The organism is Rhodococcus sp. KRD175, assembly GCF_017168275.1.
In the GTDB taxonomy this organism is placed as follows: domain Bacteria; phylum Actinomycetota; class Actinomycetes; order Mycobacteriales; family Mycobacteriaceae; genus Rhodococcoides; species Rhodococcoides fascians.
On the sequence record NZ_JABFAQ010000005.1, the window covers coordinates 611,174 to 623,346 of the forward strand.

Consider the following 12,173-nt stretch of genomic DNA (forward strand, 5'->3'; position numbering starts at 1 on the left):
CCGCACCCTCCCGGCAGATACGGAAAGATCGTCGCTCATGGCCACCACAGCACAATGGATCGAAGGGGCGCGACCCCGAACGCTCCCCAACGCTATCGCCCCCGTCCTCGTCGGCACCGGTGCAGCCGTGTCCCTGGACGCAGGCGTGTGGTGGAAGGCACTACTGGCACTGATCGTCTCGTTGGCGCTGATCGTGGGCGTCAACTTCGCCAACGACTACTCCGACGGAATCCGCGGCACGGACGACGACCGAGTCGGCCCACTCCGACTCGTCGGCTCCAAGGCCGCCTCGGCAGGAGCCGTCAAACGGGCAGCCATCGGCTGCTTCGCGGTCGGTGCCGTCGCAGGTCTTGTCCTGGCCGCCACGAGCGCTTGGTGGTTGGTGATCGTCGGCCTGATCTGCATAGCCGGTGCCTGGTACTACACAGGCGGCTCGAAGCCCTACGGCTACAGCGGATTCGGCGAGATTGCCGTATTCGTGTTCTTCGGACTCGTCGCCGTGCTCGGCACCCAATACGTGCAGGCCGAGCAGATCGACTGGGCGGGCGTGCTCGCCGCGGTAGCCGTCGGATCTTTCTCCAGTGCCGTACTCGTCGCGAACAACCTTCGGGACATTCCTACCGATACCGAATCCGGAAAGCGAACACTCGCAGTGCGATTGGGCGATACCCGCACGCGCTATCTGCACCTGGCACTGTTGGTCGTCCCGTTCGCCATGACCGTCGCGCTGACCGCCCGAACCCCGTGGGCCCTGGTTGCCCTGCTCGCGCTACCCCTCGCTGCGCGCGCCAATTCGCCGGTTCGCGGCGGTGCTCACGGCTTCGAATTGATACCGGCGCTGCGTGATTCGGGACTGGCAATGCTCGTCTGGGGTGCCGCTACCGGTGTGGCGCTGGCGTTCGCCTAACGCTTCTCGGGCACGAATGCGCCCAGCAGAAAGTTCACGATCGAGATGATGATCGCGCCCCAGAACGCGGCCGCGAAACCGACGATCTCGAGGCCGTAACCGGTCTGCGACGACAGCCACCCCGTCAACATCAGCATCAACGCGTTGATGACGAGAGTGAACAGCCCGAGGGTGAGAATCAGCAGCGGCAGTGACAACAGCTTCACCATCGGCCTGATGAACGCGTTGACGATCGTCAACACGGCCGCAATACCGAGCAGGACCACGATGTCCCACCCGTCACCGCGGCCCGAGCTGGTCACGGTGATGCCGTCGACGAATTCCTTCGCAACCCAGATGGCGACGGCATTGATCACGAGCCGAATCAGAAAGTTCATGGCGCCCATCGTAGAGTTCGGGCCCGCTCGGAGCTACGACGTGCGAACCAGCAGGACGGCGTCGCGCAGATCGTTCAGGCTGCAGCGAACACTCACGAGCTCGGTGAACGATGGATCGGCACCTGCGATCACACCGAGAAGCATGTGCTCGACACCGATCTCCCTGTCCCGCAATCGGACGGCCTCCTTCAAGGCCAGCTTCAGCGCTTCCTTGGCCGACGGCGCGAACGGCAGGTGAGAATCGTTCGAATGGTCGACATCGCCGAACCCCACCGCAGTCTCGACGGTGTCGATCACGTCGTGAAGGTCGATGCCGATGGACCGTAGGGCCCGGGCGTCCCTCGACAGCACGTCCTCGAGCGCGTTGTCGAGGGTGAACCCCGCCTCGGCCAGCGCAGACCCGAGCGGTTCGTCGGCCTTGTCGAGCGCACCGAGGAACAGATGAATGGGTTCGACCCGCTCCGAGTGCAACGCCCGGGCGTGCAGCCGGGCACTGATGACGACCGCCCTGGCCTGAGTGGTGAATCGCTCGAACATGGTTGTCTACCTTCCCTTTCCGCCGTGCTTCTTGTGAACGGCCTGTCTGCTGACACCCAGCGAATCCGCTATCGCCTGCCACGCCCATCCCTGATTCCGCGCATTGCGAACCTGGACGGCTTCCAGACGTTCGAGTAGACGGCGAAGTGCGGCTACGGCACGCAACCCCTCCCCCGGATCGGAACTGGCGGCCGCGGCGGCCAATGCAGTGGCTTCTGTCATGAATGTCAATGTAGGTTGACAGAGAGGGGGTTGTCAACCTTTATTGACACGCAAGTCAGTGGTCCACAGTGATATCGACGGACACTCGCCCACGGTCGTCACGGGTCGCCGTCGCGAGGCCGGAGTACCGGACGCCGCCGAGGTCGACATCGACACGACCGCCGCCGTCCACGAAATTTCGCCACCAATTCTTCTTGTCCGGCATCGCCACCCTGACCTTCAGGTGCTCGCCCTTCCGGCTGATCGCAAGCGGCAATGTGATCCTCTTGCCGGACTTCCGGCCGGTGTAGGTCGAAATGCCCATCGAGCGTCCGAGCACCCTGTCGAGCACCGGTGCCTTCATCACGACCATGAAGACCTTGTTGAACCCTGCCGCCGACTTCTGAAATGTGTTCATCGTGTCCGCCTTACGAATCGCCCCGCACGTGTTGGCGAGCGTAGCCGTGACACAGGCCGACGGGAACGTCACCGAGACGGCAGACCGGACTCCATCGACTCGGCGAGCGTGGTCAGGGCCTCGAGAACACGGTTTCGACGTGCACCCAACACATCGAACAATCGTCCGTGCGCTTCGAGCTCTCGGGGAAATACATCATCCACGATGCGCCTCCCCTGATCGGTCAGGGTGATCGACGCAGACCGTCGGTCTTCGGCGCTGGGCACGCGCTGCAGAAAGCCGCGGCGTTCGAGCTTTCCGAGCGTCTTGCTCACACCTGCGCGGGTCATGCCGAGCAGCTCCGCCAACCGCGCTGCCGTCACCGGTTCGATCGCGTAACGCAGGGGCACCATCAATTCCACCTCGGCGACGGATACATCGGCCGCGGCGTATATCGGTTCGACGGCCACGTCGAGCAGCGCGACGATGCGCTTGATCTCGGCCACCACCTGCATCGGCGAGGTGTCCAGCTCCGGGTTGAACTCGGCCCACCGTGCACAGGTCAGCTCACGAAGCGAGGCATCGGTCATCGGCACCACCAATATCGTTAACTAGTTGACAGTTCTGCTACGTTCACAACATATCCCACCACCGAGGAGGCATCTTGACGTACGACACCGTGGTAATCGGTGGCGGCCCAGCCGGACTCAGTGCCGCGACACTTCTGGCTCGCGCCCGCCGAAAAGTGATCGTTGTCGACGCCGAAGAACCACGCAACGCGCCTGCCGACCATGTTCACAACTTCCTCTCGCGCGATGGTTCCACACCCGAGGAGTTGCATCGGGCTGGATGCGAGGAAGTCCTCCGATACGGCGGAGAAATTCTGCGCGGCAAAGTAATTGAACTCGACGAGGGATTCGAGGTCCGCCTCGAGGGCGGCGAGTCCCGGCACTCGCGGTCGGTCTTGGTGGCCACCGGGCTTCGAGACGAACTGCCCGATATCCCCGGCGTTCACGAACAGTGGGGCTCGGGAGTGCTGCATTGTCCGTACTGCCACGGCTACGAAGTTCGGGATCAGCCGATAGCCGTGGTCGGCGGATCCAACCGACCGTTCACGATCCACCAGGCGTCGCTGATTCGCCAATGGTCGGACGACGTCGTCTTCTTCACCAACGGCATCGAACTGAGTGAAAACGAACGCCTTCGACTCGACGCGCGGTCCGTCGGAATCGTCGACGTACCGGTTGCTCGAATCGTTGTGCAGGACGGTCGCGTCATAGGCATCGAGCTGACGAACGGGACCGTCGTTCCTCGAACAGTCGTGTTCGTCGGGCCGACGTTCGTTCCGAACGACGCGCTCCTGCGATCGATCGGATGCACTCGCCTCGACAACGGCTGGGTGGCCACCGACCCGACCGGGCTCACCAGCGTCGACGGCCTGTGGGCTGCGGGGAACGTCTCGGATTCCCCCGCCCAGCTCATCAATTCGGCAGCAGCAGGATCGAAGGCTGCAATCGCCATCAATCACTACCTACTCGAACTCGATGTGACCCGAGCCGTCAGCGCGGTCTGACGCCTCCTGCCAGCGCCGAAGAATGTGTCGGTGCCCTGTTCTACACTTGCCGCAGTGGATCGAATACGTGTTCGATCTTCAGTCGCTGGGGGGTGACATGGGGCTACGGAAAGCGGCGTGGGTGACGGGGGACCATTCTCCGCTCGCCGACGTTCTGGGAGCGCGACGGACGATCAACGCTGCCGTCGCTTCGGAACTTGCTCTGCTGGACGAGTATGTCCGCAGCCGAACGGCCGGCGCGTCACCGTGGGACACCGGGGTCACCGAGAAAGATCTGTTCAACTCGGCAGTCTGTGAACTGGCGGCGGCTCTGTCGTCCACGTTTGCCGCCATCAACAACAAGGTGCAGATGTGGCGTCAACTGCGCCCTCTCGTGCGTCAGGGCTTCATCGACGGTGCCCTCGATCTGGAGCGAGTCAGAACGATCCACGATCATCTACTTCATGCCCGTCCGGAGACGGCCGTTGCCCTGGAGACCGAGATTCTCAAGGCCGCCCGGGAGATGGCACCGGGAGCTCTGGGCCGCGAAATCGATCGACTGCTCATCGAGGCCGACGCCGACTGGGACCGTGCGGTACGCAAGCGTGCCGCACGCACCGAGAAGCGAATCCGCCTTCGTCGCCGGGCACGAGGACTGTCGAGCCTGACCACACTGATGACCGACGGCGAAGCCGACGAACAACTTGCGCGGATCGACGCCGAGGTCATACGCCTGCACCCGGAGGATCCGCGGTCGGACGACCAACGACGGGCCGACGCTCAGACCGCCTTGATGCGCGGGGAGACACTGCTGTGCGAGTGCGCGACATGCCTGACGCCGCGCGACGGCGACAGGGCCCCCGAGCACGATGATCCGGACACAGCGGACAACGAACCATCGGACACCGACTGCGCCGCAACCGACGGAACACGCAGCGGCAGTTCCACTTCCGCTGCACCGGGGGACGAGCCGCCGACGAGCCAATCACCGAACACGATCCCACCGGACGCACCGCCACCCAGGCTTCCCACGCCCGGCTCTGTGAATACCAGAGCTACCCGATCGCGGCCGGGTGGGGGAACGCTGATCGAACGGTGGCGTGCCACCGTCGGGGACGACCCCATCGGGATCCACGCCTTGTACCCCGACGGCCATGGGGGCATGAAACTCCCGCCGCCAGGCGCGCTGAGCTATACGCCCAGTCGAGCTCTCGCGGCGAAGGTTCGAGCCGAGAACCCGTACTGCCTGCATCCTGGCTGCAACGTGCCCTCGGAACGATGCGACCTCGACCACATCGTCGAATTCGACCGACACCGCCCCGAGAAGGGCGGCTGGACCATCCTCACGAACATCGGTCCGCGCTGTCGGCTCCACCACAACCTCAAAACGCGCAAACTTTGGCGCACCGAACTGCTTCCGGATGGAGTGCTACATATCGTCGATCCACTCGGACGTCACTACTTCACCCCACCCGCCCTGTGAAAAACAATCACCTAGGGTTGGTTCGGTGAGCACCGCGAATCTGACCCGAACCGAAACTCGCAGGCGATCGCGCCACATAGACGGGGTGAAGTATCTCGTCGATCTGAACCTCCTGCGCGCCGAGGACACGGACGTCGACACCTTCGAGTCGGTGACGACCATCGAATTCGATGCGACGACGGCGGCGACATGGGTCGATTTCATCGGTGCGTCCGTGGACGAGGTCACCGTCAACGGCACCGATGCGCAGGTCGATTACGACGGAGCTCGCATTCAACTGGTCGGACTCGCCGACCACAACGTCGTTCGAATACGTGCACGCGGCCGGTACAGCAGGTCGGGTGAAGGACTCCACCGCTTCGTCGACCCCGTCGACGACAACGTCTACCTGTACACCCAGTACGAACCTGCCGATGCTCGACGGGTGTTCGCGAATTTCGAGCAACCCGATCTGAAGGCCTCGTTCACGCTGAGGGTCACAGCAACCCCGGCATGGACGGTCCTGTCCAACCGCGCGGGAGTCACCGACGGCACAGTCACCACGTTCGCCCCGACGCTGCCCATATCGACGTACATCACCGCGGTTGCGGCCGGGCCGTACCACGGCGTCGAATCGTCCTGGACTCGAGGCGATCTGACTGTCCCGCTCGGCGCGTACTGCCGCGCATCCCTCGCCGAGTATTTCGACGCCGAGGACATCTTCGACATCACCGAGCGTGGCCTCGACTTCTTCCACGACAAGTTCGACTATCCGTACCCGTTCGGTAAGTACGACCAGATTTTCGTCCCCGAATACAACCTCGGTGCGATGGAGAACCCCGGGCTCGTCACGTTCACCGAATCGTACGTATTCCGTTCGGCGGCAACCGAAGCCCAGTACGAGGCTCGGGCGAACACGATTCTGCACGAGATGGCGCACATGTGGTTCGGCGACCTCGTCACGATGCAATGGTGGGACGATCTGTGGCTCAAGGAGTCGTTCGCCGACTACATGGGTGCGTACGCGTCGGCCGAAGCCACCCGATTCACCGATGCCTGGGTCAGTTTCGCGAACCGCCGAAAGGCGTGGGCCTATTTGCAGGATCAGCTTCCCACCACTCACCCGATCGTCGCCGACATCACCGATCTCGAGGCAGCCAAGCTCAACTTCGACGGCATCACCTACGCGAAGGGCGCGAGCGTGCTCAAGCAGTTGGGGGCGTTCGTCGGTGCCGACGCCTTTTTCGCAGCGTCCCGCAACTACTTTCGTACGCATGCCTTCGGTAATACGACCCTGACGGATCTCTTGAGCGAGATGTCCACCGCCAGCGGGCGAGACCTCGAGACCTGGGCGGGCGCGTGGCTGCAGACCACCGGCGTGTCCACACTGACTTATACCGGCGACGCCGTCGAGCAGTCGGATCCGCGTCCGCACCGCATCGCGGTCGGGCTCTACGATCCGAACGAGGCCGGAAATCTCACGAGGACCCACCGCTACGAACTCGACATCACCGACTCGCGAACGCCCGTCGACTTCCCCGATTCTGCACTGGTTCTGCTCAACGACGACGATCTGACCTACGCCAAGATCCGATTCGACGAGCGCTCCACCGCCACCGTGCGGACCTCACTCGATCGCATCGTCGATCCCCTTGCACGAGGGCTGGTGTGGTCGGCACTGTGGAACTCCACCCGGGACGCCGAGCTCTCTGCGATCGAATACCTGGACATCGCAACCAGATTCGCGCCAACCGAACCCAAGATCGGGTTGCTCTCCGCAGTCACGGCCAACGTCGCGTACACACTCGCGCACTACCTCCCCGAAGACCGACGGGACGAGCCCACCCGGCATTGGCTCGAAGCGTCGTGGCGGCAGCTGCAGTCGAGCGAACCCGGAAGCGACGCGCAGTTGGTGTGGGCGCGGGCGGTCGCATCGGCTGCGCAACTCGACGACTTCCTGGCCGACGATCTACGCTCCCTGCTCGATGGCACCGCGACCATTGCCGGGCTAAGGCTGGACCCCGATCAGCGCTGGGCATTCTGGCTGGCACTCGCCGCCACCGGACACGCAACTATCGCAGAGCTGGATACCGAACTCGGTTCGGACGACACACTTTCGGGGCGCACTGCCCACACCGCGGCGGCGACGGCGATCCCTGACGCCACAGTCAAAGCGAGCGCGTGGACTTCCATCACCGAGCGCGACGACGTGTCCAACGATGTTCTCGACGCCTACATCACCGGGTTCGGGGCGGGTCACCGACCGGACCTCACTCAACCGTACGAGGACCGGTATTTCGAGTCCATCTCCTCGTTGTGGACCTCACGCAGCATCGAGATCGCACGGAGGATAGTTGTTCGCCTCTTTCCTCAGCAATCGTCGACCGACAGTGCAGACGTGTGGCTCGCCGAGCACGAGTGGGCACCGGCTGCGTTGCGGCGCTTGGTAATCGAGCAGAGAGATCACCTGAACCGGAGTTTGCGCGTGCAAGCTCGGCTAGGGTGACGATCATGTCCGACCATGATGCTCGACGTTCGTTCGCCACATCCGCTCTCGCCGCAGGCGGCTTGCTCGGCGGCTTCGCCGTTGCTCGCCGGTCGCACAATCGCCAACTCGGCGGAGCAGTGCTCGCTGCAGTCGGCGTTGTCTGCACCACGCAATGGCAGAAGTCGTCGGGCTCGGCTCGTGCCGGCGCACTGCTCGGGACGTACCTCGTGGCGTTCGGTGCGTCGCATCCGCTCGCGAAGAAGATCGGTGCGTGGCCGGCCGTCGGGACGGTCGCCGCTGTCACTGCGGTGACGTCGATGGTCGTGACCTGGTAGATCTGCTCAGAACACCCCGGTACGGATGAACTGCTCGAGCGCGGCGGTCGGTTCGTCGAGATCCATCCCCTGGCCCGCGACCCAGGTGTCGTCGAAATAGGTTTGCGAGTAACGGTCTCCGCCGTCGCACAACAACGTCACCACACTGCCGGTGCGTCCCGCGGCAATCATCTCGGAGATCAATCCGAAGGCACCCCAGATGTTGGTGCCGGTGGATCCTCCCACTCGTTTACCGATCGCAGCCGAAGTGAATCTCGCGGCCGCCACCGACGCAGCGTCGGGCACCGCGATCATTCGATCGATCACCTGGCCGACGAAGGACGGTTCCACCCGCGGTCGCCCGATGCCTTCGATACGTGAGGACTTACCGGTCTCGAAACTCGCGTCACCGGTTTCGTAGCCTCCGATGAAGGCCGAATTCTCTGGGTCCACGACAGCCAAACGCGTTGCGTGTCTGCGGTATCGGATGTAGCGACCGATGGTGGCGCTCGTTCCGCCCGTTCCCGCGCCTACGACCACCCAATCGGGGATGGGACATTTCTCGAGCCGAAGCTGATCGTAGATGGACTCGGCGATGTTGTTGTTCCCTCGCCAATCGGTGGCCCGTTCGGCGTGGGTGAACTGGTCCATGTAGTGGCAGTCGGGTTCGGCTGCGAGCCGGTGCGCCTCGGTGTACATCTCGCCGGGGTGGTCGACGAAGTGGCATCGCCCACCGTGCGATTCGATGAGGGCGATCTTGGCGGGACTTGTACTTCTGGGCATGACTGCGACGAACTTCAATCCCAGCAGGCCGGCGAAATATGCCTCACTGACCGCCGTGGAGCCGGAAGACGCCTCGACGACCGTGGTTCGCGCGGTGACCCAGCCGTTGCAGATCGCGTACAGAAATAGCGATCGCGCCAGCCGGTGTTTGAGGCTGCCGGTGATGTGAGTGGATTCGTCCTTGAGGTACAGCGAGATTCCCCATGCGGCAGGCAGTGGATAGCTCAGCAGGTGTGTGTCGGCACTGCGCTGAGAATCGGCTTCGATCAACCGGACTGCGTTGTCGACCCACTCACGCGATCCGGAGCGGTCCACCGATGTGGTCACTTGCGGCCGTCTTCACCGCGCAGCTTGGACTGCAGGTCCGCGCGAGCGGTGCGTCGGTGTTCGTCGACCGCAGCGATGGACTCGTTGACGCGGATGCGCATCTGCTTGAACAGAAGCAGGGACAACGGCAGCGAGATGAGGACGCCGAAGATCGCGGCGACGAGGATCGGAACCTCGATGCCGAAGAGTAAACCGACACCGATGATGATCGCGGCAATGACGATGACGAGCGCCAGACGCGCGAACGTGTACACGGCGAGATCGACGGCAAGGGACTTCTTCGCAGAACGGCCGGGCGTGGGGTTTCCGCTGGTCGGGTCGCTTCGGTCGGCATTCGTCGCATCACTCACGAGCTCAAGGTTACCGGGCCGTGCAGGGCTTCCCACCCACCCCTGGCGTGACCGATTTGTCCATTACCTCCCCTTTACCAACCTTGTATCAGTCGAGTACCTAGGGGGCCGAGTGCAACCATGGGGCTCACAACACCGCAGACCGATATCTCCGGTTCGACGCAAATGCACAGAACCGCACCGTAGGAGGACACGACAGATGAGCGCACCCACGTTCCACAAAGCTCAGGACTCACTTCTCACACCGGGTCAGGTAGCAGCGCTTTTTCACGTCGACCCCAAGACCGTGACTCGCTGGGCACACGCCGGACGTCTTGGATCGCTCCGCACCCCCGGCGGACACCGCCGCTTCCGCGAAACCGAGGTCATGCAGCTGCTGACTTCTCTGACGACCGAAGCCGGCGTACAGCACTGAGACAGGCCATTCGGCGCAGTTTCGGCAACGACCTCCGCACCCGTACGAACTCATCGAACATTCTCAGGAATCTTCGACGCTCGACGGGTGCGGAGGTCGTTGCATGACGGCTACCCTCGTAGTAGGAGGTGCGTCGTGATCTATCTATTGGCGTTGATCGGTTTGGTGGCAGTGATTGTGCTGCTGTGGAAGGCATTCGGACCCAGCACGCAACCTGAACCCCCGCGGACTGTCGGGCCCGATGACGATCCGGAATTTCTCTGGAAAATCAACCGGGACGCTCGTCGCGGAGGCAAGGACGGGACCGACGCCGGCACTGAAGTCGGCGAATAAAGTTTCCGATCAGCTGCGGCGAGAAGTAGTGGGCGAGGCCGGAAAGCCTGCTGCCACCGCCGCAGCTACTTCGAGGAGTGCCTTTCGCGTGCGTCCACGAAGCCTGCCCAATTCGATCTCAGCCCCCTCCTCCAGATGCGGGTCGAACGGAATCGTCCGAACCTGAGCGCACCGCTGCTCGAAATGTTCGACCACCTTCTGCAAGTCGACTTTTCCCGCCCTCGGTCTTACCGCGTTGACCACCGCCACCGACGTGGCCACCAGCTCTCGATAGCCATGAGCATCCAGCCAATCCAATGTCGCCGACGCGCTCCGCGCCCCGTCCACAGACCCTGAGCTGACGACGACCAGAGTGTTCGCGCCCTCGAGAATGCTCTCCATCGCCGAATGCATCAATCCGGTGCCGCAGTCGGTGATGACGATGCTGTAGAACTTCTCGAGCAGTGTCACCGTTCGGTCGTAGTCTTCACCGCTGAATGCCTCGGACGCCGCCGGATCCGAATCGGAGGCCAGCACCTCCAGCCGATGGACGTTCTGTGAGGTGTAGGCCCGAACGTCGCTGTAGCGCTCCAAGGAATCCATGTCTCGCAACAGATTTCGGACCGTCGCCGTCGTTTCCGACGGTACTTTCTGCCCCAGCGTTCCGCGGTCGGGGTTCGCGTCGATCGCAATCACGCGGTCACCGCGGATGTCTGCGAACGTCGAGCCCAACGTGGCCGTTGTCGTCGTCTTTCCGACCCCACCCTTCAACGAGAGCACCGCGACGCGGTAGCACCCCACCAATGGTCGATCAACCTGCGCGGTCAATTCGAGGCGTCGCTGTTGCGCCGGACTGTTCCCCACATCGATCCGACCACCGGACATCAGATACAGCGCACGACGCCACCCGGCCACCGGAGCGACACTTGCCGACCTGATCAGCAACGAATCGCCGAGGTCGGCCGCCGACATCGGCTGCGACAGCGGTCGATGATCCGGCTGAACGACAGCAGCCACGGCAGGAACCACAACAGGAACATGGCCGGGCAACATCGGTTGCGGCCACGAACCGGGTTGCGGAGCCCACTGCCCATACCCCTGACCCTGCCCATTTCCCTGCCCCTGCCCATGCGTCGGCCAGCCGTTCTGGGCCTGCCACTGATTCTGGGCTGCCCACTCGTTGTTCGGCTGCCAATATTGCTGGGGCACAACAGCATTCTGGGGAAACACCATCCCGTTCTGCGGCTGGACAGGGTGCTGACCCTGTTGCCCAGGCGGCTGCGGCTCGCGCATGGGCCGAGTCGGCGGACCAAGGGGCATGGCCATGTCGGACGAAACAGGTGACACAACCGGTGGACCCGATGCTTCGGGCATCGTCGGCATCTCGTCGGTCGGTGGCGTCACCTCGACGGGTGGAGTCGACATTGCCGCGACAACAGGAGTCGGGCTCGGAGCATCCGCGGGCGGCATGGAGATGGGGGTGGATCGGAACGGTTCACGCTCCCCCGAAACCCGAGACTCCCCCCGGCAGACCCGACAACCGGGGTCTCGGTCACCACCGGCTCCGGCGTGTTCGGGGTTTCGTCGTCGTCCATCGGTCGGACGGGTTGCCAATTGTTTCCGTGCCGATCGGCCATGACCGATTTCCCCCCAGTGTGCGTCCCGCGTCGAGTGCCGGCTCGGATGTCTCCCCCATCGAGCCGGATCGGACGCTACCAGCTGCACGTCGGCAGCGGAGCGTGTGGAACGCG

General features: G+C 63.4%; 15 protein-coding genes. 7 read left to right on the forward strand and 8 right to left on the reverse strand.

Annotation, left to right across the window (positions count from 1 at the left end):
- Positions 1 to 37 precede the first annotated feature (37 nt).
- Positions 38 to 907 carry a 1,4-dihydroxy-2-naphthoate polyprenyltransferase gene (locus J1M81_RS11045; RefSeq protein WP_032399445.1) on the forward strand — a complete coding sequence of 290 codons (870 nt, stop codon included), beginning with the start codon at positions 38 to 40 and terminating at the stop codon, positions 905 to 907.
- Here the strand turns inward: J1M81_RS11045 and J1M81_RS11050 are convergent.
- The 5 genes from J1M81_RS11050 to J1M81_RS11070 form a co-directional block, all read right to left on the reverse strand.
- Positions 904 to 1,284, reverse strand: a complete 381-nt coding sequence (locus J1M81_RS11050; RefSeq protein WP_032365232.1) for a phage holin family protein — start codon at positions 1,282 to 1,284, stop codon at positions 904 to 906. The genes J1M81_RS11045 and J1M81_RS11050 overlap by 4 nt on opposite strands.
- 33 nt (positions 1,285 to 1,317) lie before the next feature.
- Positions 1,318 to 1,821, reverse strand: a complete 504-nt coding sequence (locus tag J1M81_RS11055; protein WP_204858209.1) for a Clp protease N-terminal domain-containing protein — start codon at positions 1,819 to 1,821, stop codon at positions 1,318 to 1,320.
- A 6-nt stretch (positions 1,822 to 1,827) separates the two neighbouring features.
- Positions 1,828 to 2,043 carry a hypothetical protein gene (locus J1M81_RS11060; RefSeq protein WP_032365231.1) on the reverse strand — a complete coding sequence of 72 codons (216 nt, stop codon included), beginning with the start codon at positions 2,041 to 2,043 and terminating at the stop codon, positions 1,828 to 1,830.
- A 55-nt stretch (positions 2,044 to 2,098) separates the two neighbouring features.
- A complete protein-coding gene (locus tag J1M81_RS11065) occupies positions 2,099 to 2,440 on the reverse strand; it encodes a hypothetical protein (protein ID WP_206498033.1) in 342 nt (113 codons plus the stop codon).
- Positions 2,441 to 2,508: 68 nt separating this feature from the next.
- On the reverse strand, positions 2,509 to 3,009 hold the full coding sequence (locus J1M81_RS11070; protein WP_052061312.1) for a MarR family winged helix-turn-helix transcriptional regulator: 501 nt from the start codon (positions 3,007 to 3,009) through the stop codon (positions 2,509 to 2,511).
- A gap of 74 nt (positions 3,010 to 3,083) precedes the next feature.
- Between J1M81_RS11070 and J1M81_RS11075 the strand changes: the two genes are divergently transcribed.
- The 4 genes from J1M81_RS11075 (at position 3,084) to J1M81_RS11090 (ending at position 8,256) form a co-directional block, all read left to right on the forward strand.
- Positions 3,084 to 3,992 (forward strand): NAD(P)/FAD-dependent oxidoreductase, encoded by a 909-nt coding sequence (locus J1M81_RS11075; protein ID WP_032399446.1) that lies wholly within the window; start codon positions 3,084 to 3,086, stop codon positions 3,990 to 3,992.
- A 67-nt stretch (positions 3,993 to 4,059) separates the two neighbouring features.
- Entirely contained in the window at positions 4,060 to 5,454 is a 1,395-nt protein-coding gene (locus J1M81_RS11080; protein WP_057472747.1) for an HNH endonuclease signature motif containing protein, read from the forward strand.
- Positions 5,455 to 5,479: 25 nt separating this feature from the next.
- Complete coding sequence (gene pepN, locus J1M81_RS11085; protein WP_032399448.1) at positions 5,480 to 7,939, forward strand: aminopeptidase N; 2,460 nt, start codon at positions 5,480 to 5,482, stop codon at positions 7,937 to 7,939.
- Positions 7,940 to 7,944: 5 nt separating this feature from the next.
- Entirely contained in the window at positions 7,945 to 8,256 is a 312-nt protein-coding gene (locus tag J1M81_RS11090) for a hypothetical protein (protein WP_027498322.1), read from the forward strand.
- 6 nt (positions 8,257 to 8,262) lie between these two features.
- Here the strand turns inward: J1M81_RS11090 and J1M81_RS11095 are convergent, their stop codons facing one another.
- Positions 8,263 to 9,345, reverse strand: a complete 1,083-nt coding sequence (locus J1M81_RS11095; protein ID WP_027498323.1) for a PLP-dependent cysteine synthase family protein — start codon at positions 9,343 to 9,345, stop codon at positions 8,263 to 8,265.
- Complete coding sequence (locus tag J1M81_RS11100; protein ID WP_032399478.1) at positions 9,342 to 9,695, reverse strand: DUF4229 domain-containing protein; 354 nt, start codon at positions 9,693 to 9,695, stop codon at positions 9,342 to 9,344. Before J1M81_RS11100 ends, J1M81_RS11095 begins: the two co-directional genes overlap by 4 nt.
- A 199-nt stretch (positions 9,696 to 9,894) precedes the next feature.
- Between J1M81_RS11100 and J1M81_RS11105 the strand changes: the two genes are divergently transcribed.
- Both J1M81_RS11105 and J1M81_RS11110 read left to right on the forward strand, forming a co-directional pair.
- Entirely contained in the window at positions 9,895 to 10,110 is a 216-nt protein-coding gene (locus J1M81_RS11105; RefSeq protein ID WP_027498325.1) for a BldC family transcriptional regulator, read from the forward strand.
- A 135-nt stretch (positions 10,111 to 10,245) separates the two neighbouring features.
- A complete protein-coding gene (locus J1M81_RS11110) occupies positions 10,246 to 10,443 on the forward strand; it encodes a membrane protein (protein ID WP_027498326.1) in 198 nt (65 codons plus the stop codon).
- 9 nt (positions 10,444 to 10,452) lie between these two features.
- On the opposite strand, the gene J1M81_RS11115 is transcribed toward J1M81_RS11110, so the two are convergent.
- The gene (locus tag J1M81_RS11115) at positions 10,453 to 11,805 is read right to left on the reverse strand and encodes an AAA family ATPase (protein WP_371828093.1); all 1,353 of its coding nucleotides are present in this window, start codon (positions 11,803 to 11,805) and stop codon (positions 10,453 to 10,455) included.
- Positions 11,806 to 12,173: the final 368 nt, after the last annotated feature.

Excerpts from the sequence above, each read along its gene's own strand:
- J1M81_RS11050 (WP_032365232.1), bottom strand. The coding sequence starts at position 1,284 with ATGAACTTTCTGATTCGGCTCGTGATCAATGCCGTCGCCATCTGGGTT.
- J1M81_RS11070 (WP_052061312.1), bottom strand. The coding sequence starts at position 3,009 with ATGACCGATGCCTCGCTTCGTGAGCTGACCTGTGCACGGTGGGCCGAG.
- J1M81_RS11065 (WP_206498033.1), bottom strand. The coding sequence starts at position 2,440 with ATGAACACATTTCAGAAGTCGGCGGCAGGGTTCAACAAGGTCTTCATG.
- J1M81_RS11045 (WP_032399445.1), top strand. The coding sequence starts at position 38 with ATGGCCACCACAGCACAATGGATCGAAGGGGCGCGACCCCGAACGCTC.
- J1M81_RS11105 (WP_027498325.1), top strand. The coding sequence starts at position 9,895 with ATGAGCGCACCCACGTTCCACAAAGCTCAGGACTCACTTCTCACACCG.
- J1M81_RS11090 (WP_027498322.1), top strand. The coding sequence starts at position 7,945 with ATGTCCGACCATGATGCTCGACGTTCGTTCGCCACATCCGCTCTCGCC.
- J1M81_RS11060 (WP_032365231.1), bottom strand. The coding sequence starts at position 2,043 with ATGACAGAAGCCACTGCATTGGCCGCCGCGGCCGCCAGTTCCGATCCG.
- J1M81_RS11115 (WP_371828093.1), bottom strand. The coding sequence starts at position 11,805 with ATGCCGACGATGCCCGAAGCATCGGGTCCACCGGTTGTGTCACCTGTT.
- J1M81_RS11055 (WP_204858209.1), bottom strand. The coding sequence starts at position 1,821 with ATGTTCGAGCGATTCACCACTCAGGCCAGGGCGGTCGTCATCAGTGCC.